Annotated in this window: 18 protein-coding genes; 16 read left to right on the forward strand and 2 right to left on the reverse strand. The window is 60.6% G+C overall.

Going from position 1 to position 17,907, the window contains the following annotated elements:
* Window positions 1–53 precede the first annotated feature (53 nt).
* A protein-coding gene (locus tag ACLK1G_RS21080; RefSeq protein ID WP_420765165.1) for an IS3 family transposase occupies window positions 54–1,276 on the forward strand; the annotation gives its coding sequence in 2 pieces (ribosomal slippage) (window positions 54–405 and window positions 405–1,276; 1,224 coding nt in all).
* Between the two features lie 45 nt (window positions 1,277–1,321).
* Here the strand turns inward: ACLK1G_RS21080 and rne are convergent.
* Window positions 1,322–4,513 carry a ribonuclease E gene (gene rne, locus ACLK1G_RS21085; protein ID WP_420767178.1) on the reverse strand — a complete coding sequence of 1,064 codons (3,192 nt, stop codon included), beginning with the start codon at window positions 4,511–4,513 and terminating at the stop codon, window positions 1,322–1,324.
* Window positions 4,514–5,212: 699 nt separating this feature from the next.
* Between rne and rluC the strand changes: the two genes are divergently transcribed.
* From rluC to ACLK1G_RS21100, 3 genes are read left to right on the forward strand one after another with little or no spacing between them, the layout of a single operon-like run.
* Window positions 5,213–6,169 carry a 23S rRNA pseudouridine(955/2504/2580) synthase RluC gene (rluC, locus tag ACLK1G_RS21090; protein WP_420767179.1) on the forward strand — a complete coding sequence of 319 codons (957 nt, stop codon included), beginning with the start codon at window positions 5,213–5,215 and terminating at the stop codon, window positions 6,167–6,169.
* Entirely contained in the window at window positions 6,159–6,821 is a 663-nt protein-coding gene (locus tag ACLK1G_RS21095) for an HAD-IA family hydrolase (RefSeq protein WP_420767180.1), read from the forward strand. The genes rluC and ACLK1G_RS21095 overlap by 11 nt, the downstream gene beginning before the upstream one ends.
* A gap of 20 nt (window positions 6,822–6,841) precedes the next feature.
* Window positions 6,842–7,831 carry a S49 family peptidase gene (locus ACLK1G_RS21100; RefSeq protein WP_420767181.1) on the forward strand — a complete coding sequence of 330 codons (990 nt, stop codon included), beginning with the start codon at window positions 6,842–6,844 and terminating at the stop codon, window positions 7,829–7,831.
* A 42-nt stretch (window positions 7,832–7,873) separates the two neighbouring features.
* On the opposite strand, the gene ACLK1G_RS21105 is transcribed toward ACLK1G_RS21100, so the two are convergent.
* Complete coding sequence (locus tag ACLK1G_RS21105) at window positions 7,874–8,452, reverse strand: Maf family protein (RefSeq protein WP_420767182.1); 579 nt, start codon at window positions 8,450–8,452, stop codon at window positions 7,874–7,876.
* Between the two features lie 105 nt (window positions 8,453–8,557).
* On the opposite strand from ACLK1G_RS21105, the gene ACLK1G_RS21110 reads away from it, so the two are divergent.
* The 12 genes from ACLK1G_RS21110 to ACLK1G_RS21165 all read left to right on the forward strand — a co-directional run bounded on the left by ACLK1G_RS21110 (window position 8,558) and on the right by ACLK1G_RS21165 (window position 17,905).
* The gene (locus ACLK1G_RS21110; RefSeq protein ID WP_003204262.1) at window positions 8,558–9,085 is read left to right on the forward strand and encodes a YceD family protein; all 528 of its coding nucleotides are present in this window, start codon (window positions 8,558–8,560) and stop codon (window positions 9,083–9,085) included.
* A 13-nt stretch (window positions 9,086–9,098) separates the two neighbouring features.
* Window positions 9,099–9,281, forward strand: a complete 183-nt coding sequence (gene rpmF / locus ACLK1G_RS21115) for a 50S ribosomal protein L32 (RefSeq protein ID WP_003179396.1) — start codon at window positions 9,099–9,101, stop codon at window positions 9,279–9,281.
* 4 nt (window positions 9,282–9,285) lie between these two features.
* Window positions 9,286–10,296, forward strand: coding sequence for a phosphate acyltransferase PlsX (plsX, locus tag ACLK1G_RS21120; protein ID WP_420767183.1), 1,011 nt, complete (start codon window positions 9,286–9,288; stop codon window positions 10,294–10,296).
* A 123-nt stretch (window positions 10,297–10,419) separates the two neighbouring features.
* Window positions 10,420–11,358 carry an ACP S-malonyltransferase gene (fabD, locus tag ACLK1G_RS21125; RefSeq protein WP_420767184.1) on the forward strand — a complete coding sequence of 313 codons (939 nt, stop codon included), beginning with the start codon at window positions 10,420–10,422 and terminating at the stop codon, window positions 11,356–11,358.
* Window positions 11,359–11,373: 15 nt separating this feature from the next.
* Window positions 11,374–12,117: a 3-oxoacyl-ACP reductase FabG gene (gene fabG / locus ACLK1G_RS21130; RefSeq protein WP_420767185.1), complete on the forward strand. Its 744-nt coding sequence runs from the start codon at window positions 11,374–11,376 to the stop codon at window positions 12,115–12,117.
* Between the two features lie 190 nt (window positions 12,118–12,307).
* Window positions 12,308–12,544 carry an acyl carrier protein gene (gene acpP, locus ACLK1G_RS21135; protein WP_003175607.1) on the forward strand — a complete coding sequence of 79 codons (237 nt, stop codon included), beginning with the start codon at window positions 12,308–12,310 and terminating at the stop codon, window positions 12,542–12,544.
* Between the two features lie 108 nt (window positions 12,545–12,652).
* On the forward strand, window positions 12,653–13,897 hold the full coding sequence (gene fabF / locus ACLK1G_RS21140; RefSeq protein WP_420767186.1) for a beta-ketoacyl-ACP synthase II: 1,245 nt from the start codon (window positions 12,653–12,655) through the stop codon (window positions 13,895–13,897).
* The gene (gene pabC / locus ACLK1G_RS21145; RefSeq protein WP_420767187.1) at window positions 13,897–14,712 is read left to right on the forward strand and encodes an aminodeoxychorismate lyase; all 816 of its coding nucleotides are present in this window, start codon (window positions 13,897–13,899) and stop codon (window positions 14,710–14,712) included. The genes fabF and pabC overlap by 1 nt, the downstream gene beginning before the upstream one ends.
* Before the next feature lie 3 nt (window positions 14,713–14,715).
* The gene (mltG, locus tag ACLK1G_RS21150; RefSeq protein ID WP_420767188.1) at window positions 14,716–15,876 is read left to right on the forward strand and encodes an endolytic transglycosylase MltG; all 1,161 of its coding nucleotides are present in this window, start codon (window positions 14,716–14,718) and stop codon (window positions 15,874–15,876) included.
* A 20-nt stretch (window positions 15,877–15,896) separates the two neighbouring features.
* Complete coding sequence (tmk, locus tag ACLK1G_RS21155; RefSeq protein ID WP_420767189.1) at window positions 15,897–16,529, forward strand: dTMP kinase; 633 nt, start codon at window positions 15,897–15,899, stop codon at window positions 16,527–16,529.
* On the forward strand, window positions 16,522–17,508 hold the full coding sequence (locus ACLK1G_RS21160) for a DNA polymerase III subunit delta' (RefSeq protein ID WP_420767190.1): 987 nt from the start codon (window positions 16,522–16,524) through the stop codon (window positions 17,506–17,508). Before tmk ends, ACLK1G_RS21160 begins: the two co-directional genes overlap by 8 nt.
* Window positions 17,509–17,548: 40 nt before the next feature.
* Complete coding sequence (locus tag ACLK1G_RS21165) at window positions 17,549–17,905, forward strand: PilZ domain-containing protein (RefSeq protein WP_186611513.1); 357 nt, start codon at window positions 17,549–17,551, stop codon at window positions 17,903–17,905.
* Window positions 17,906–17,907 lie beyond the last annotated feature (2 nt).

A 17,907-nucleotide genomic window follows, 5' to 3' on the forward strand; every position in this document is an offset into this window, starting at 1 on the left:
TGTCTCGTCCTGAATAAGGTTTACACCTTCTGACCTATCCTCAGGAGGAACCAATGGAATCAGGAAAAAGGCGCAGTCAGCGTGATTACACGCTGGGCTTTAAATTGGCGGTCGTCGATCAAGTTGAAAAGGGCGAACTGAGTTATAAAGAGGCTCAACGGCGTTATGGGATTCAGGGTCGGTCGACTGTGTTGGTGTGGTTACGCAAGCATGGAAGGCAGGACTGGAGCCAAGGCGCCTCCATTCGTGCCCAGAGGAATCGACCGATGGCCGAGCCAAATTTGCCGCTGACACCAGAGCAGCGAATCAAGGAGCTGGAAGAAAAGCTGGCCCTTGCCAACCAGAAAGCCCAATTTTTTGAAGCTGTCGTTGACGTGCTGAAGAACGATTACGGTGTTTCTGTCGTAAAAAAGCGATCCGGCAGGTCCTCAGCCAAGGGCAAATCGAAGGCCTGAGTGTTACCAGGGCTTGCCAGTTTTTGGGCATCTCACGGCAGGCGTATTACAAGCGCAATCGAGCTTACGACGCGCAAGCTAGCCACGCGCAAAAGGTGCTGGGGTTTGTGCTGGAGACACGCCTTGAAATGCCCCGGTTGGGCACCCGCAAGCTGCATGGCCTCATGCAGTCCGAACCTGAACTGACGCGAACGGTAGGTCGAGATCGGTTGTTCGATATCTTGCGAGACCATCGACAACTGGTCCTACGCAAACGCGCTTATCACAAGACTACCGATAGTCATCATCGCTTCCGTCGACATCCGAATCGGCTCAAACCCGGCCCTGACCAAGTCACTGCCACGGGGCCTGAACAGGTATGGGTAGCAGATATAACCTACTTGCCTACCGAACAAAGCGTCGCTTATGTGAGCCTGGTCACCGATGCGTTTTCGCGCAAAATAGTCGGCCATCATGTGCATGAAAGCCTGCATACCGAGTCAGTCATCCAGGCAATGACCAAAGCCCTTCGGCATCGAAGAAGCAATCAGCCGCTGGTACATCACTCTGATCGGGGCTCGCAATACTGCTCTGATCTCTACCAGAGGCTGCATGCCAAGCACGGCGTCAGGTGTTCGATGACTGATGGCTACGACTGCTACCAGAATGCCCTAGCGGAACGGGTGAATGGGATTCTGAAAACGGAGTTTCTTTTACACCGTCCCAAAGACCTTGCCCAAGCCAAGCGCATGGTCGAGGAGTCGATAGAAATTTATAACCGTAAGCGACCTCATTTGTCTCTGAAATACAAAACGCCCGATGCGGTGCATCGGGCGCTTTGAGATGAAACAGGTGTAAACCTATTTCAGGACTAGACAGCGGTGGGATTAAGCGTGAGGTTTAGGCTCGTGCTCTTTTTCCAGCGCTTCAGTGTGACGCGGTGCGACTTCTTCAGCGGTGTGCTGAGGTTCGTCAAACGTCGGAGCCGGTTCAACCGGGGTTTCGGCGACCGGGGCAGGAGCGGCCTCGGCGACTTCTTCCACGGCCGGAGCGGGCTCGGCAGCAGGGGCTTGGGCGGCGGCAGCGGCAGCTTGTTCGGCTTCCTTCTGCAGACGCTCGGCTTCACGCTTGCGGCGACGCACTTCGCGCGGATCGTTAGGAGCGCGACCGTTCGGAGTCAAGGCGCTGACAGGGGCAGGCTCTTCAACCGGGGCCGGTGCTTCGACAACCACGGGCGCTTCGACCACTGGAGCAGGTTCGACCACTTCTGGCTCGGCCGCTTTCACGGGCTCTGGCGTCGGCTCAGGCTCGACAACGGCGGCCGTTGCGGCTGGCTCCGCGGTCCAGTTGAACGCAGTCTGCTCTTCGCGGGCAGGCTCTGGCGCCTTTTCCTCGAACGGTGCTTCGACAACCGGCTCGGCAGCAACAACGGGTGCTTCCACGACCGGCGCAGGCTCGGCGGCGACTTCAACTTCAGGCTGGGCTTCGGATGCCGGTGCGAGTTCCACTTCAGGTGAAGCGGTAGCTTCCACCGGGGCAGAGGATTCGACCACAGGCGCTTCAACCGGCGCGTTTTCCACCGCAGCGGTGGCACGTTCAGCCTGCTCGTTTGCCTGGGCTTCGGCCGGGGCGCTGATCGCGCTGCTGGCAACTGCCGCAGTGACCGCCAGGCCAGCGGCCAGGTCAGCAGCGCTTGGCGTTTCGGCGTTCTCGGTGGATTCGGATTCTTCCGAACCTTCGATCACGTTGCCATTGGCGTCGCGCTGACGCTCACGACGGTTGCTGCGACGACGCTGGCCACGGGAGCGGCGGCGTGGACGATCGCCTTCGGCGGTGTCCTGGCCGTCTTCCTGCAACTGCTCTTCGGTGTTCAGCACTTCTTCTTCGCTGGCAGGGGCGGCTGCCTGCTCGGCGCGTGGCTGGCGTTCCTCGCGTGGAGGACGCGGTGCGCGCTCTTCACGAGGCTGGCGAGCCGGACGCTCTTCAGCGACGGCGGCGGCAACGGCCGGGGCCGCATCCAATGGCTCTCGCAGTTCGCGAACGCGTTCTTCACGCTCGCCGCGAGGCTTGCGTTCTTCACGCGGCGCACGCGGTTGGCGTTCTTCACGCGGCGGACGCGGTGCGCGCTCTTCGCGGGCTACGGCCGGCGCTTCCTCACGGGCTTCGCGAGGTTGGCGCTCTTCACGCGGCTCACGTGGCGCACGCTCTTCACGCGGGGCACGTTCTTCGCGCGGCTTGCGCTCTTCGTCGCGACGACCGTTGCGGTTGCGGGTCTGCTGGCGACCGTTGCGGCGTTCTTCGTTGCGGGCCGGACGCTCGGAAGCGGCGGGCTTGGCGACGACGGTCGGGGCAGCCGGCTCTTCCTTGGTGGCGAACAGGCTGACCAGCGACTTCACCAGGCCTTTGAACAGGCTCGGTTCCGGGGCGGCGGCCGGGGCGGCAACCGGAGCGGTCACTTCGGTCGGAACCGGAGCGTTGGCGCGGGCCGGAGCGGTCTTGACCGCTGCCTCCTGGCGAACCAGGGTGCGAGTGGCGGCGGCCGGCTGGATGTCTTCCACTTCGGCAGCGGCAGCGGCGATTTCATAGCTGGACTGGTTGGTGTGGGCTTCCGGGCTGTCATCACGCAGGCGCTGCACTTCGAAGTGCGGCGTCTCGAGATGATCGTTCGGCAGGATCACGATGCGGGCGCGGGTGCGCAGTTCGATCTTGGTGATCGAGTTGCGTTTTTCGTTGAGCAGGAACGCAGCGACCGGGATCGGCACCTGGGCGCGAACTTCGGCGGTGCGGTCCTTCAGGGCTTCTTCTTCGATCAGGCGCAGGATCGCCAGGGACAGCGATTCAACGTCACGAATGATGCCGGTGCCGCTGCAGCGTGGGCAAACGATGCCGCTGCTTTCGCCCAGGGATGGACGCAGGCGCTGACGGGACATTTCCAGCAGGCCGAAGCGCGAGATACGGCCGACCTGTACGCGGGCGCGATCGGCTTCCAGGCATTCACGGACTTTTTCTTCCACGGCGCGCTGGTTCTTGGCCGGGGTCATGTCGATGAAGTCGATGACGATCAGGCCGCCGATGTCGCGCAGGCGCAACTGACGGGCGATTTCCTCGGCGGCTTCAAGGTTGGTCTGCAGGGCTGTCTCTTCGATGTCGCTGCCTTTGGTGGCGCGCGCCGAGTTGATGTCGATGGACACCAGGGCTTCGGTCGGATCGATGACGATGGAACCGCCGGACGGCAGCTCGACGACGCGCTGGAAGGCGGTCTCGATCTGGCTTTCGATCTGGAAGCGGTTGAACAGCGGAACGCTGTCTTCGTAGAGCTTGATCTTGCTGGCGTACTGCGGCATCACCTGGCGAATGAAGGTCAGGGCTTCGTCCTGGGCTTCGACGCTGTCGATCAATACTTCGCCGATGTCCTGGCGCAGGTAATCGCGGATGGCGCGGATGATCACGTTGCTTTCCTGGTAGATCAGGAACGGCGCGGAGCGATCCAGCGATGCTTCTTTGATGGCGGTCCACAGTTGCAGCAGGTAGTCGAGGTCCCACTGCATTTCTTCGCTGCTGCGGCCCAGGCCGGCAGTGCGCACGATCAGACCCATGTCGGCGGGGGCTACCAGGCCGTTGAGGGCTTCACGCAGTTCGTTGCGCTCTTCGCCCTCGATGCGGCGGGAGATGCCGCCGGCGCGTGGGTTGTTCGGCATCAGGACCAGGTAACGGCCAGCGAGGCTGATGAAGGTGGTCAGGGCGGCGCCCTTGTTGCCACGTTCTTCTTTTTCAACCTGGACGATGACTTCCTGGCCTTCGCTCAGCACGTCCTTGATGTTGACGCGGCCTTCAGGGGCTTTCTTGAAGTATTCGCGGGAGATTTCTTTAAGGGGCAGGAAGCCATGGCGCTCGGAGCCGAAATCGACAAAGGCAGCCTCAAGGCTTGGTTCGATGCGAGTAATCCGGCCTTTATAGATATTGGCCTTCTTTTGCTCGCGTGCACCGGATTCGATATCCAGGTCGTAGAGGCGCTGGCCGTCTACCAGTGCAACACGCAACTCTTCGGGTTGAGTTGCGTTAATCAGCATTCTTTTCATGTAGTACCGTCGGTTTCCGGGCTGCCGGAAACGGCGTTCGGCACACACGACTTCTCACGGTCGGTGTCAGGTGCGTCCTGGAAATGGCGGGGCCATTCCAGTGTCCAGCGAGTTCGACCCAATGATGGCGAAGTCGCGACGGACGCGTCCTGCTTGCTGGTACTCAAGCACTCAGTCAGGAGGAGGAATCAACCGGCGCCTGTGGACGAGATGAAGCGTCTAAATATAAGCCTAGTGCTACACAGTCCGACGGTTGTACATCTCCACCCTACACGTATCCCTGATAGTTCGGGTGCTGCCGCGCGCAGAATCCGCAGCGGGTTGGCATTTACCGTGAGCTCCGAAAGGGGAAGTCACGCATCATGGCTAATTTAGGCGTTGTTTCCGAAGCTCTCGCTCGGGGTCGTTCCCGGGTGACTGCACTTTGTGAACTGGCCGTGAATGTGGCGCGCAAGGCGAGTCAGAACTCTGCTTTGCGGCGTATTTCAGGCCTCATGTCACCTGCGCTCGTTGCACCTGCAAACTCTGCCGTTACGTAGAAAGAACCCCGTAGGACGGCCTCTCGTCCTCGTGAATTGCGTTGGTCAGGGCCGGTTTTTGACCGTTAGTCCGCTGTCCAGCCACTTTTGGCGGCGTTCGCGACTATAGCAGCAATGATTAAGTGCTTCAATTCCATAAAAAATTGTTATGATCGCCGCCATGACGACTACTGCCCCTTCGACCCCTGGCGTTCAAATGCTCGAGGTCTCGCCGGAATATGCCGGCCAACGAATCGATAATTTTCTCCTTGCCCGGCTCAAAGGTGTGCCCAAGACCTTGATCTATCGCATTTTGCGCAAAGGCGAAGTGCGGGTGAACAAAGGTCGGATCAAGCCCGAATACAAGCTGCAGGCCGGTGATGTCGTGCGTGTACCACCGGTTCGCGTGCCGGAACGTGACGAGCCGGTGCCTTTGGCCCAGGGCCTGTTGCAACGCCTGGAGGCTGCCATCGTCTTCGAAGACAAGACCCTGATCGTGGTCAACAAGCCTGCGGGTATTGCGGTCCATGGCGGCAGCGGCCTTAATTTCGGTGTGATCGAAGCCTTTCGTCAGTTGCGTCCGGACGCCAAGGAATTGGAGTTGGTCCATCGTCTCGACCGGGACACCTCCGGCCTGCTGATGATCGCAAAGAAGCGCAGCATGCTGCGCCACCTGCACGAGCAATTGCGCGGCGATGGTGTCGACAAGCGCTACATGGCGTTGGTGCGTGGCCGCTGGGAGACCTCTGTCAAGCAGGTCCGCGCCCCGTTGCTCAAGAGTAACCTGCGTTCAGGCGAGCGCATGGTGGAGGTCAACGAGGAAGGCAAGGAAGCGCTGACCGTATTCAAGGTGCTTCGACGCTTCGGCGACTTTGCCACCATGGTCGAGGCCAAGCCGGTCACCGGGCGTACCCACCAGATCCGCGTGCACACTCTGCATGCCGGGCACTGCATCGCCGGCGACAGCAAATACGGCGATGACGATTTCACCAAGGAAATCCGTGACTTGGGCGGCAAGCGCCTGTTTCTCCATGCCTATATGTTGACGGTGCCGTTGCCTGACGGCGGCGAGCTGAAGCTGCAGGCTCCCGTGGATGACATGTGGGCCAAGACCGTGGAGCGGTTGAGTGCATCCTGACTACAAGCTGCTCATATTCGATTGGGATGGCACTCTGGCGAACTCCATCGGTCGGATCGTGGATGCGATGCACGTTGCGTCGGATCGCACGGGGTTTCCCCGGCGGGATGATTTCGCGGTAAAAGGCATCATCGGTCTCGGCTTGCCGGAGGCGATTCGAAGCCTGTACCCGGAAATCGATGATCAAGAGCTGATCGTTTTTCGCCAGCACTACGCCGATCACTACATTGCCCTGGAAGCCGAGCCTTCGCCGCTGTTTGACGGCGTGGTGCAAACCCTCGGGGCCTTGCGGGAGGAGGGGTATCGGCTGGCGGTCGCGACCGGCAAGGCCAGGCGTGGGCTGGATCGGGTATTGAAGGCGCATGGTTGGGAAGATTATTTCGATATCACTCGTGCCGCGGATGAAACGGCGAGCAAGCCACATCCACTGATGCTTGAGCAGATCCTGGCTCATTGCAATGTGTCCGCTGGCCAGGCGCTGATGGTCGGCGACTCATCGTTCGACCTGCAAATGGCCCGTAACGCAGGCATGGGGTCGGTGGCTGTCAGCTATGGCGCGCAGACGATCGAGGCGCTCAAGGCCTTCGAGCCGTGCCTGGCGATCGACCATTTTGCGCAATTGCACGCTTGGTTGAGCCAGCGTGCCGATTAAGTTCTGATGGAGATGCATGCATGACGGATGAATGGAAGGCACCGGCCAAGGCGAGCGCCGAGAGCGGTGACGATAAGAGCTGGAAGCTGCTGGAGAAGACGTTGCTGGCCAGCGTCCAGGAGCAGCGCCGGTCCCGTCGCTGGGGGATTTTCTTCAAGCTGCTGACGTTCATCTATCTCTTTGCCGCGCTGATGCTGTTTACGCCGCTGATGAGCATAGAGAAGGGGGCCGTGAGCGGCTCGGCCTATACGGCGCTGATCGACATCGAAGGTATGATCGCCGACAAGGAACCTGCAAGCGCGGACAATATTGTCGGCAGCCTGCGGGCGGCGTTCGAGGATCCAAAGGTCAAGGGTGTGGTGTTGCGCATCAACAGCCCGGGCGGTAGCCCGGTTCAGTCGGGTTACGTCTATGACGAAATCGTTCGGTTGCGCGGATTGCATCCAGACATCAAGGTCTACGCGGTGATCGCCGATCTCGGTGCGTCCGGGGCCTATTACATCGCCAGTGCGGCGGACCAGATCTACGCCGACAAGGCCAGCCTGGTAGGCTCCATTGGTGTAACGGCGGCCGGCTACGGGTTTGTCGGCACCATGGAGAAGCTGGGCGTGGAGCGGCGGGTCTACACCTCAGGCGAGCATAAATCGTTTCTTGATCCGTTCCAGCCGCAAAAGCCGGAGGAAACCGCATTCTGGCAAGGCGTGCTGGACACCACTCACAAGCAATTCATCGCCAGCGTCAAGAAGGGTCGGGGCGAGCGTTTGAAAGACAAGGAGCATCCGGAGCTTTTTTCCGGGCTGGTCTGGTCTGGCGAGCAGGCTCTGCCGCTGGGCTTGATCGATGGCCTGGGCAGTGCCAGCTCCGTGGCTCGGGATGTAATCGGTCAGAAAGACCTGGTGGATTTCACTATCGAAGAATCGCCGTTCGATCGCTTCTCCAAGAAGTTGGGGGCGAGCATCGCTGAGCACTTGGCGATGTGGATGGGCTTCCAGGGGCCGGCGTTGCGCTAGGCTCTGGCGGGGCCCCTCGCCACAAATGGGTTGTCTGGGGTTTCAGGGAACCTGCACGCCCTCAGCCAGCAACATATCCACAAGGCGAATCAGCGGTAGGCCGATCAGGCTTGTGGCGTCCGGGCCTTCGGTGCTCTGGAACAGGCTCACGCCCAGGCCCTCGGCCTTGAAGCTGCCGGCGCAGTCGTACGGCTGCTCGGCGCGCAGATAGCGCTCTACGCGAGCTTGATCCAATGCCCGCATATTCACGGTGAAGGGTACGCAGTCGACCTGGCATCTGCCGGTCTGGCTGTTAAGCAGGGCCAGGCCGGTCAGGAATGTCACTCTGGCGCCGCTGGCGGCCATCAGTTGCTCACGGGCATTTTCGAATGTGTGAGGCTTGCCCAGAATGCGGTCGCCGAGCACGGCGACCTGATCCGAGCCGATGATCAGGTGGCCTGGGTGGCTGTCGGCGAGTGCCAGGGCTTTCTCCCGGGCCAGGCGCTTTACCAGTTGGGCCGCAGGTTCGTCGGCGTGACGGTTTTCGTCGATGTCCGGCGAACTGCAGACGAATGGCAGCCCCAGGCGGGCCAGCAGTTCCCGGCGGTAAACCGAGCTTGAAGCGAGTAATAAGGGCAGCATGGCTATCTCCGATGGGCAGGGAAGGATTCTAGCCAGGCACGCAAGTGACGGACAGGGCTGAATTTCCTTTGACATGGCCCGGTGCATCCCTATAATGCTGCGCCTATGTTGAATGACCCGATTCCACCTCACGTTGACCCGCGCAAATTGGCTGATCGTGGCACCACCCTCCAAGGTGAACTGCTGCTGGCCGATTTGAAGAGACTCTGCGACCCGCTTTCCGACGATGTCGGTACGGTCCAGGCCAAATTCGTTTTTGAACGAGATGAACGTAAATCTGTGGTAATCCACAGCTTTATCGACACTGAAGTCAAAATGGTTTGCCAGCGTTGTCTTGAGCTGGTCACCCTGCCGATCCACAGCGAATGCAGTTACGCGGTGGTGAAGGAGGGTGCGAATACCCAGTCGTTGCCGAAAGGTTATGACGTGCTGGAACTGGGCGAAGATCCTTTGGATCTGCAGTCACTGATCGAGGAGGAGCTTTTGCTCGCCTTGCCCATTGTGCCTGCTCATCATCCGGAAGAATGCCAGCAGCCGGCGGGAGCAGATGAGCCCGAACCGAGCGAGGACGAGGTAACGCGGTCCAACCCGTTCAGTGTATTGGCGCAGTTAAAGCGTGACCCAAACGTTTAGGAGTTAATCAATTATGGCTGTTCAGCAGAACAAAAAATCCCGCTCTGCCCGTGACATGCGCCGTTCGCACGACGCTCTCGAGGCTAGCACCCTGTCTGTAGAAAAAACCACTGGTGAAGTTCACCTGCGTCACCACGTATCGCCAGAAGGCGTATACCGTGGCCGTAAAGTGATCGACAAGGGCGCTGACGAGTAATCACTTGTCCGCTCAAGTCATCGCGATTGACGCAATGGGCGGGGACTTCGGTCCCCGCAGCATTGTCCAGGCCAGCCTTGCTTGCCTGCGTGCCACGCCCTCGCTGCACCTGACCCTCGTCGGTCAACCCTCCCTTCTAGAAGAACTGCTCGGCGGCCAATCGGCTGCGGATCGCGCGCGCCTGTCGATCATGCCCGCGTCCGAAGTCATCGCCATGGACGAAAAGCCAGCCCAGGCCCTGCGCGGCAAGCCTGACGCGTCGATGCGGGTGGCCTTGGAGTTGTTGCGCGATGGCAAGGTGCAGGCGTGCGTCAGTGCAGGCAATACCGGGGCGCTGATGGCGCTGTCGCGCTACGTGCTCAAAACGTTGCCGGGCATCGATCGTCCGGCAATGGTGGCGGCGATCCCGACCCAGCGCGGGTTCTGCCAATTGCTTGATCTGGGCGCGAACGTCGATTGCAGCGCCGAGCACCTGCTGCAATTCGCCGTGATGGGTTCGGTTGCGGCGCAGACCCTTGGCATTGCGCGTCCTCGCGTGGCGCTGCTGAACATTGGCACCGAAGAGATCAAGGGCAACCAGCAGGTCAAGCTGGCGGCGACTTTGTTACAAAATGCACCCGGCATCAATTACATCGGATTCGTCGAAGGCGATGGCTTGTATCGCGGCGAGGCCGATGTGGTGGTGTGTGACGGCTTTGTTGGCAATATCCTGCTCAAGTCCAGCGAGGGATTGGCCACCATGATCGGGCAACGCATCGAGGCGTTGTTCAAGCAGAGTTTGGCCTCGCGGGTGGTGGGTGCGCTCGCGCTGCCGTTGATGCGTCGGTTGCAGGCGGACCTGGCGCCGGCGCGGCACAACGGTGCAAGTTTCCTGGGGCTGCAAGGTATCGTGATCAAGAGCCATGGTTCGGCCGGGGTGCAGGGGTTCCAAAGCGCCATCAACCGTGCGGTGATCGAGATCCAGGAAAACCTGCCGGAACGCCTTCATGGGCGCCTCGAGGATTTGTTAACTTAGGCGTTTTCGTCCGACAATGCTTAAATGTGACCGGTCGGTTCAAGCCGTCATCCAACTGTCAGTTTCCTAGCGCCCCCAGGGGCGTCAATTTTTGACGACAAGATCATTAGGGGCTTTGTTTTCATGTCTGCTTCCCTCGCATTCGTCTTTCCAGGACAGGGCTCGCAGTCCCTCGGCATGCTGGCCGAGCTGGGCGCGCAATACCCGCTGATCCTCGAAACATTCAAAGAAGCATCCGATGCACTCGGCTACGACTTGTGGGCACTGACCCAGCAAGGGCCGGAAGAGCAACTCAATCAAACCGATAAAACCCAGCCGGCAATCCTGACGGCCTCCGTTGCGCTGTGGCGCCTATGGTTGGCCGAGGGCGGCGCCCGCCCGGCGTTTGTCGCCGGTCACAGCCTGGGCGAATACAGCGCCCTGGTGGCTGCGGGTAGCCTGAGTCTCGGCGACGCGGTGAAGTTGGTGGAACGTCGTGGCCAATTGATGCAGGAAGCCGTTCCGGCCGGGCAGGGCGGCATGGCCGCGATCCTCGGCCTGGAAGACGCCGACGTGTTGGCAGCGTGTGCCGAAGCGGCTCAGGGTGATGTGGTCAGTGCGGTCAACTTCAACTCCCCGGGCCAAGTGGTCATCGCGGGGGCCAAGGCCGCCGTCGAGCGCGCCATCGAGGGTTGCAAGGCCCGTGGTGCCAAGCGCGCCATGCCGTTGCCGGTCAGTGTGCCGTCGCATTGCGAGCTGATGCGTCCAGCCGCCGAGCGTTTTGCCGAGTCCATCGCCGCCATCGACTGGCAGGCTCCGCAGATTCCCGTGGTGCAGAACGTCAGCGCCAACGTCGCAGCAGACCTGGAAACCCTCAAGCGCGACCTGCTGGAGCAGCTCTACAAGCCGGTTCGTTGGGTTGAATCGGTCCAGATGCTGGCAGCCAAGGGTGCGACCGAACTGGTCGAGTGCGGTCCTGGCAAAGTGCTGGCAGGCCTGAACAAGCGCTGCGCCGAAGGCGTGTCCACTTCCAACCTCAACACCCCAGACGCTTTCGCTGCCGCTCGCGCAGCGCAAGCCTGAACAGGAGAAGCTTGCATGAGTCTGCAAGGTAAAGTTGCACTGGTGACCGGTGCAAGCCGCGGCATCGGCCAGGCCATCGCCCTGGAACTGGGTCGCCAAGGCGCCATCGTTGTCGGCACCGCGACGTCCGCTTCGGGCGCCGAGCGTATCGCCGCCACCTTGAAGGAAAACGGCATCCAGGGCACCGGTCTTGAGCTCAACGTGACCAGCGATGAGTCTGTTGCGGCGGTATTGTCCAGCATTCAGGAGCAGTTCGGCGCGCCGGCGATCCTGGTCAACAATGCCGGTATCACCCGCGATAACCTGATGATGCGCATGAAAGATGACGAGTGGTTCGACGTGGTCGATACCAACTTGAACAGCCTGTACCGGCTGTCCAAGGGCGTCCTGCGTGGCATGACCAAGGCTCGTTGGGGCCGAATTATCAGTATCGGCTCGGTTGTGGGTGCCATGGGCAACGCAGGCCAAGTAAACTATGCTGCAGCGAAGGCCGGTCTGGAAGGTTTCAGCCGTGCGCTGGCACGAGAAGTCGGTTCGCGCTCGATTACGGTAAACTCGGTCGCACCGGGTTTCATCGACACCGACATGACCCGTGAACTGCCGGAAGCGCAGCGTGAAGCCTTGTTGACACAGATTCCGCTGGGTCGTCTGGGGCAAGCTCAAGAAATCGCGTCCGTGGTCGCTTTTCTTGCTTCGGACGGTGCGGCATACGTGACTGGGGCTACAATCCCGGTGAACGGCGGGATGTACATGAGTTAAATGTGACGGATTGCTTCAAAAAAATGTCATACGAGCTGTCTAAAATCCGTTATAAAGCTGCAATCTATTTATAGGCGGCGGGCCCCAGGTTCGAGGAGTGAAGCTTTCGGTTGAAAAACCGAAAAGTCTTTCTATACACTTACCCACCGGCCAGCTGCCTGAATTTGTCCATTAGGAGTGAAAACAAGGTATGAGCACCATCGAAGAGCGCGTCAAGAAAATCGTTGCCGAGCAACTGGGCGTTAAAGAAGAAGAAGTTGTGAACACCGCTTCCTTCGTTGAAGACCTGGGTGCCGACTCCCTTGACACCGTTGAGCTGGTGATGGCTCTGGAAGAGGAATTCGAGACCGAGATTCCTGACGAAGAAGCCGAAAAGATCACTACTGTACAAGCTGCTATCGACTACGTTACCAGCCACCAGGCGTAATCGTATTCAGTCGTCGCTAGCTGTCATGGAAAAACCGCACTGCCATCACGGCGTGCGGTTTTTTCTTTAGGCCTGATGCAAAGTCGTCATTTGAAAAAGGAGAGTGCTGTGTCGCGTAGACGCGTCGTAGTCACCGGTATGGGTATGTTGTCGCCACTGGGCACGGATGTGCCGAGCAGCTGGCAGGGCATTCTGGCTGGCCGTAGTGGCATTGGTCTGATCGAACACACCGACCTTTCTGCCTATTCCACCCGTTTTGGCGGCTCGGTAAAGGGCTTCAATGTCGAGGAATACCTGTCGGTCAAGGAAGCTCGCAAGCTTGACCTGTTCATTCAATACGGCTTGGCTGCCGGTTTTCAGGCAGTGCGTAACGCCGGCCTGGAAGTCACCGACGCCAACCGCGAGCGCATCGGCGTGGCAATGGGTTCAGGTATTGGTGGCTTGACCAATATCGAAGAAACCAGCCGCACGCTGCATGATTCGGGGCCGCGACGGATTTCTCCGTTCTTCGTGCCGGGCTCGATCATCAATATGATTTCCGGTTTCCTGTCCATCCACCTCGGTGCACAGGGGCCTAACTATGCCATCGCCACGGCGTGCACCACCGGCACCCACTGCATCGGCATGGCCGCGCGCAACATCATGTACGACGAAGCCGACGTGATGATCGCCGGCGGCGCCGAAATGGCGGCCTGCGGTCTGGGCATGGGCGGTTTCGGCGCCTCCCGCGCGCTGTCGACCCGCAACGATGAGCCTGCACGGGCCAGCCGGCCTTGGGACAAGGGCCGCGACGGCTTCGTGCTGTCCGATGGCGCCGGTGCGCTGGTGCTCGAAGAATTGGAGCACGCCAAGGCTCGCGGTGCGACCATTTATGCCGAGCTGATCGGCTTTGGTACCAGCGGCGATGCGTACCACATGACGTCGCCACCGGCCGATGGCGATGGTGCTGCCCGCTGCATTGCCAATGCCTTGCGTGATGCGAAGATCAATGGCGAGCAGGTCCAGTACATCAACGCCCACGGCACTTCGACCCCGGCGGGTGACCTCGCTGAAGCCCAGGCGATCAAGACGGTGTTTGGCGAGCACGCCTACAAGCTGGCCGTCAGTTCCACCAAGTCCATGACCGGTCACTTGTTGGGAGCGGCGGGGGCGGTGGAAGCCATCTTCAGCGTACTGGCGATCAATAGCCAGACCGCGCCGCCGACCATCAACCTCGATGAGCCGGACGAAGGTTGCGACCTTGACTTCGTGCCGCATACGGCCCGCAGCATGGACATCGATGTGGTGTTGTCCAACTCCTTCGGCTTTGGCGGAACCAACGGATCGCTGGTGTTCCGCCGGTTCGCCGGTTGATGGAAAGCTGGGTCGACGGTCAGCCGGCAGACGTCCTGTCGCTGAAAGATCGCGGCCTGGCTTATGGCGATGGGCTGTTCGAGACCATCGCCGTGCGCAATGGCGCACCTGTACTGCTGGAACGCCACCTGCAGCGTCTGGAGGCCGGTTGCCAGCGTCTGGCGTTCAACGTCGACTTGAGCGTGCTGGGTGCTGAGCTGAGCGCCTATGCCCAGCGCCTGGGCAATGGCGTGCTGAAACTCATCGTGACCCGGGGCAACAGCCTGCGTGGTTATGCGGCCGATCCGTCGAGTCCGGCCAGGCGTATTCTGCAAGGAAGCCCGCCGGCTGCTTATCCCGCCACCCATGCCGAACAAGGCATCCAAATGTTCCCCTGCACCGTGCGTTTGTCCGAACAGCCCTTGCTCGCCGGCCTCAAGCACCTCAATCGCCTGGAGCAAGTGCTGGCCCGCGCCGAGTGGCGCGACATCGAGCATGCCGAGGGATTGATGCTTGATACGTCCGGACGGGTGATCGAAGGCGTCTTCAGCAACCTGTTCCTGGTGCGCGATGGCGTTCTGTTCACAGCGGACCTGAGCCGTTGTGGCGTGGCCGGTGTGATGCGCGCCGAATTATTGTTTCAAGCCAAGTCCCAAGGCATCGCCACGCAAATCACCGACATCAGCCTCGAACAGCTGCACCAGGCCGATGAAGTCATGGTCTGCAACAGCGTTTATGGCGTGTGGCCGGTACGCGGGTGCGGTTCGGCGCGCTGGCCCGTTGGCCCGCTCACCCGTAAACTGCAGGCCCTTGCCCGTGCGCTATTGGATGCTTGATTCGTGAGACGTAAATTCTTGTTGTTGCTGGAGACCGGACTGGTTCTGGCAGGGCTGTTGTTGGGCGCTTCGGCCTGGAAAATTCATTCGGCGCTGCAGCAGCCGTTGAACATCACCCAGGAAGAGTTGCTGGATGTGCCCAATGGGACCACGCCGACCGGAACCCTCAATCGTCTCGAAGCCGATGGCTTGATCAAGGATGCGTTCTGGCTGCGCGTCTATTGGCGTTTCAATCTTGCCGGCCAGCCGTTGCACACTGGTGAATACCGGATGGTGCCGGGCATGACGATGGAAGGCCTGATCGGCGTCTGGAAGCGCGGTGAAGTGGTGCAGTACAGCGTGACGCTGGTGGAGGGCTGGAACTTTCGCCAGGTGCGCGCGGCGTTGGCCAAGGATGAAAAGCTCGAGCAGACGCTCGCCGGCCTGAGTGATAGCCAGGTCATGGATCGCCTTGGCCATTCCGGCGTATTTCCGGAGGGTCGGTTCTTTCCGGACACCTACCGATTCGTGCGCGGTACATCGGATGCCGACCTGCTGAAGAATGCCTACGAGCGGCTCGACGATGTGCTTGCCAAGGAATGGGCGCAACGGGCCGCCGACGTGCCCTACACCCAACCCTATCAAGCATTGATCATGGCTTCGCTGATAGAAAAGGAAACCGGTGTGCCCCAGGAGCGGGGTCAGATTGCCGGGGTGTTCGTGCGGCGCCTGCGCCTGGGCATGCTGCTGCAGACCGATCCCACTGTGATCTACGGCCTGGGGGAGCGCTACACCGGCAAGCTCACCCGTTCCCATCTGAAAGAACCCAATCCCTACAACACCTACCTGGTGCCGGGCCTGCCGCCTACGCCTATCGCGATGGTCGGGCGCGAGGCGATTCACGCAGCATTGAACCCGGCCGACGGCAACAGCCTTTACTTTGTTGCGCGGGGCGACGGCAGCCATGTGTTTTCCGATGATCTGGAGTCGCACAACAATGCGGTGCGGGAATACCAGCTCAAACGTCGCGCCGACTACCGCTCCAGCCCGGCCCCGGCCACACCTGAAGATTCGGCGCCGATTCCCGCCGCGTCACCTGATACCGCGCCGCAAGACGGGCCCCAGGTGCCGCCTCAGGATCCGGCCCCCGAACCGGATGCCAGTGAGCCACCGAACCCGCAATGACTTTGACTAAGGATCGCCCCGTGACTGGTTTGTTTATCACGCTGGAAGGCCCGGAAGGCGCCGGCAAGAGCACCAACCGCGAATACCTCGCCGGACGCCTCCAGGCCGCCGGCATCGAGGTGGTCTTGACCCGCGAGCCGGGCGGTACGCCGCTGGCCGAGCGGATTCGCGAGGTGTTGCTGGCGCCCCTTGAAGAAGTCATGAACCCTGACGCTGAGTTGTTGTTGGTGTTCGCTGCCAGGGCGCAGCACTTGGCCGAAGTGATTCGACCGGCGCTGGGCCGAGGAGCCGTGGTGCTTTGTGACCGCTTCACCGATTCGACTTACGCCTACCAGGGCGGTGGCCGAGGCTTGTCCGTCGAGCGTATCGCTGCGCTGGAAACGTTTGTCCAGGGCGACCTGCGGCCGGACCTGACCCTGGTTTTCGACCTGCCGGTGGAAATCGGCCTGGCGCGGGCCAGCGCTCGTGGCAGGCTGGATCGCTTCGAGCTTGAAGGGGCAACGTTCTTCAATGCCGTGCGCAACGCCTTCATCGAGCGCGCCAAGGCCGATCCGACGCGTTACCTGTTGATCGATGCCGCGCAGCCGTTGACCCAGGTCCAGCAATCGCTGGATGCGGTGTTGCCCGGGTTGCTGGAGCGTGCCCGTGGCTGAAGCCTATCCCTGGCAGGACGGTCTCTGGCAGCAACTGGCCGGCCGCACGCAGCATGCCCACGCGTACCTGCTGCATGGCCCGGCCGGTATCGGCAAGCGGGCGTTGGCCGAGCGCCTGATGGCGAGCCTTTTGTGCCAGGCCCCGACGGCCACGAATGCCTGCGGGGAATGCAAATCGTGCCTGCTGCTCAAGGCTGGCAGTCATCCGGACAATTACGTGCTGGAACCTGAAGAAGCGGACAAAGCGATCAAGGTCGACCAGGTCCGTGACTTGGTCTGCTTCGTGGTCCAGACCTCGCAGATGGGCGGGCGCAAAGTCGTGCTGGTCGAGCCGGTTGAGTCAATGAACATCAACGCCGCCAACGCTTTGCTCAAGAGCCTTGAAGAGCCTTCCGGCGATACCGTCCTGTTGCTGGTCAGTCATCAGCCGAGCCGTTTGCTGCCGACCATCAAGAGCCGCTGCGTGCAGCAGGCCTGCCCGCTGCCCAGCCAGGCGATGAGTTTGCAATGGCTCGCCCAGGCCATGCCTGACAGCACCGATGAGGAACGTGGCGAACTGCTGACCCTGGCCGCCGGTTCGCCGCTGGCGGCCGTCAGCCTGCAGGCCCAAGGCGTGCGCGAGCAGCGGGCGTTGGTGGTGGACGGCGTGAAGAAGCTGCTCAAGCAGCAACAATCTCCAACGCAACTGGCCGAAGGTTGGAACGCCATTCCCCTGTTGCTGTTGTTTGACTGGTTCTGCGATTGGTCGAGCCTGATCCTGCGTTATCAGCTTACCGAGGACGAAGCCGGCCTCGGATTGACCGACATGCGTAAAGTCATCCAATACCTGGCGCAAAAAAGCAGCCAGGACAAAATCTTGAACATCCAGGACTGGATTCTTGCCCAACGTCAGAAGGTGTTGAGCAAGGCCAACCTCAATCGCGTATTGCTGTTGGAGGCGCTGTTGGTGCAATGGGCGAGTTTGCCTGGTCGTACCTGACAGAGGCACTAGACTCAGCTCAATCGCAGCGGAGACCAGCATGAACGAACCTGTCAGTCCCGGACCACGCAACGGCATTCTGTCCCTGACCATCAAGGACAAATCGGTGCTCTACGCGGCCTACATGCCGTTTATCAAAAATGGCGGCCTGTTCATTCCCACCAACAAGAATTATCGCCTGGGCGACGAGGTGTTCATGCTGTTGAGCCTGATGGACGAACCGGAAAAAATCCCGGTCGCCGGCAAGGTGATCTGGATGACTCCCAAAGGCGCCCAGGGCAACCGGGCCGCCGGCGTTGGCGTGCAGTTCAACGAAGGCGACAACTCGGCTCGCAACCAGATCGAAACCCACCTGGCCGGAACGCTCAAGTCCGACCGTCCCACCCATACGATGTAGCC

The organism is Pseudomonas algeriensis (assembly GCF_048847255.1).
In the GTDB taxonomy this organism is placed as follows: Bacteria; Pseudomonadota; Gammaproteobacteria; order Pseudomonadales; family Pseudomonadaceae; genus Aquipseudomonas.

What these genes read in the sequence shown, in the direction of transcription:
- rluC (WP_420767179.1), top strand. Translation starts at nt 5,213, where the DNA reads ATGACGACTACTGCCCCTTCGACCCCTGGCGTTCAAATGCTCGAGGTC.
- rne (WP_420767178.1), bottom strand. Translation starts at nt 4,513, where the DNA reads ATGAAAAGAATGCTGATTAACGCAACTCAACCCGAAGAGTTGCGTGTT.
- fabD (WP_420767184.1), top strand. Translation starts at nt 10,420, where the DNA reads ATGTCTGCTTCCCTCGCATTCGTCTTTCCAGGACAGGGCTCGCAGTCC.
- ACLK1G_RS21165 (WP_186611513.1), top strand. Translation starts at nt 17,549, where the DNA reads ATGAACGAACCTGTCAGTCCCGGACCACGCAACGGCATTCTGTCCCTG.
- acpP (WP_003175607.1), top strand. Translation starts at nt 12,308, where the DNA reads ATGAGCACCATCGAAGAGCGCGTCAAGAAAATCGTTGCCGAGCAACTG.
- fabG (WP_420767185.1), top strand. Translation starts at nt 11,374, where the DNA reads ATGAGTCTGCAAGGTAAAGTTGCACTGGTGACCGGTGCAAGCCGCGGC.
- pabC (WP_420767187.1), top strand. Translation starts at nt 13,897, where the DNA reads ATGGAAAGCTGGGTCGACGGTCAGCCGGCAGACGTCCTGTCGCTGAAA.
- rpmF (WP_003179396.1), top strand. Translation starts at nt 9,099, where the DNA reads ATGGCTGTTCAGCAGAACAAAAAATCCCGCTCTGCCCGTGACATGCGC.
- ACLK1G_RS21100 (WP_420767181.1), top strand. Translation starts at nt 6,842, where the DNA reads ATGACGGATGAATGGAAGGCACCGGCCAAGGCGAGCGCCGAGAGCGGT.
- ACLK1G_RS21110 (WP_003204262.1), top strand. Translation starts at nt 8,558, where the DNA reads ATGTTGAATGACCCGATTCCACCTCACGTTGACCCGCGCAAATTGGCT.
- ACLK1G_RS21105 (WP_420767182.1), bottom strand. Translation starts at nt 8,452, where the DNA reads ATGCTGCCCTTATTACTCGCTTCAAGCTCGGTTTACCGCCGGGAACTG.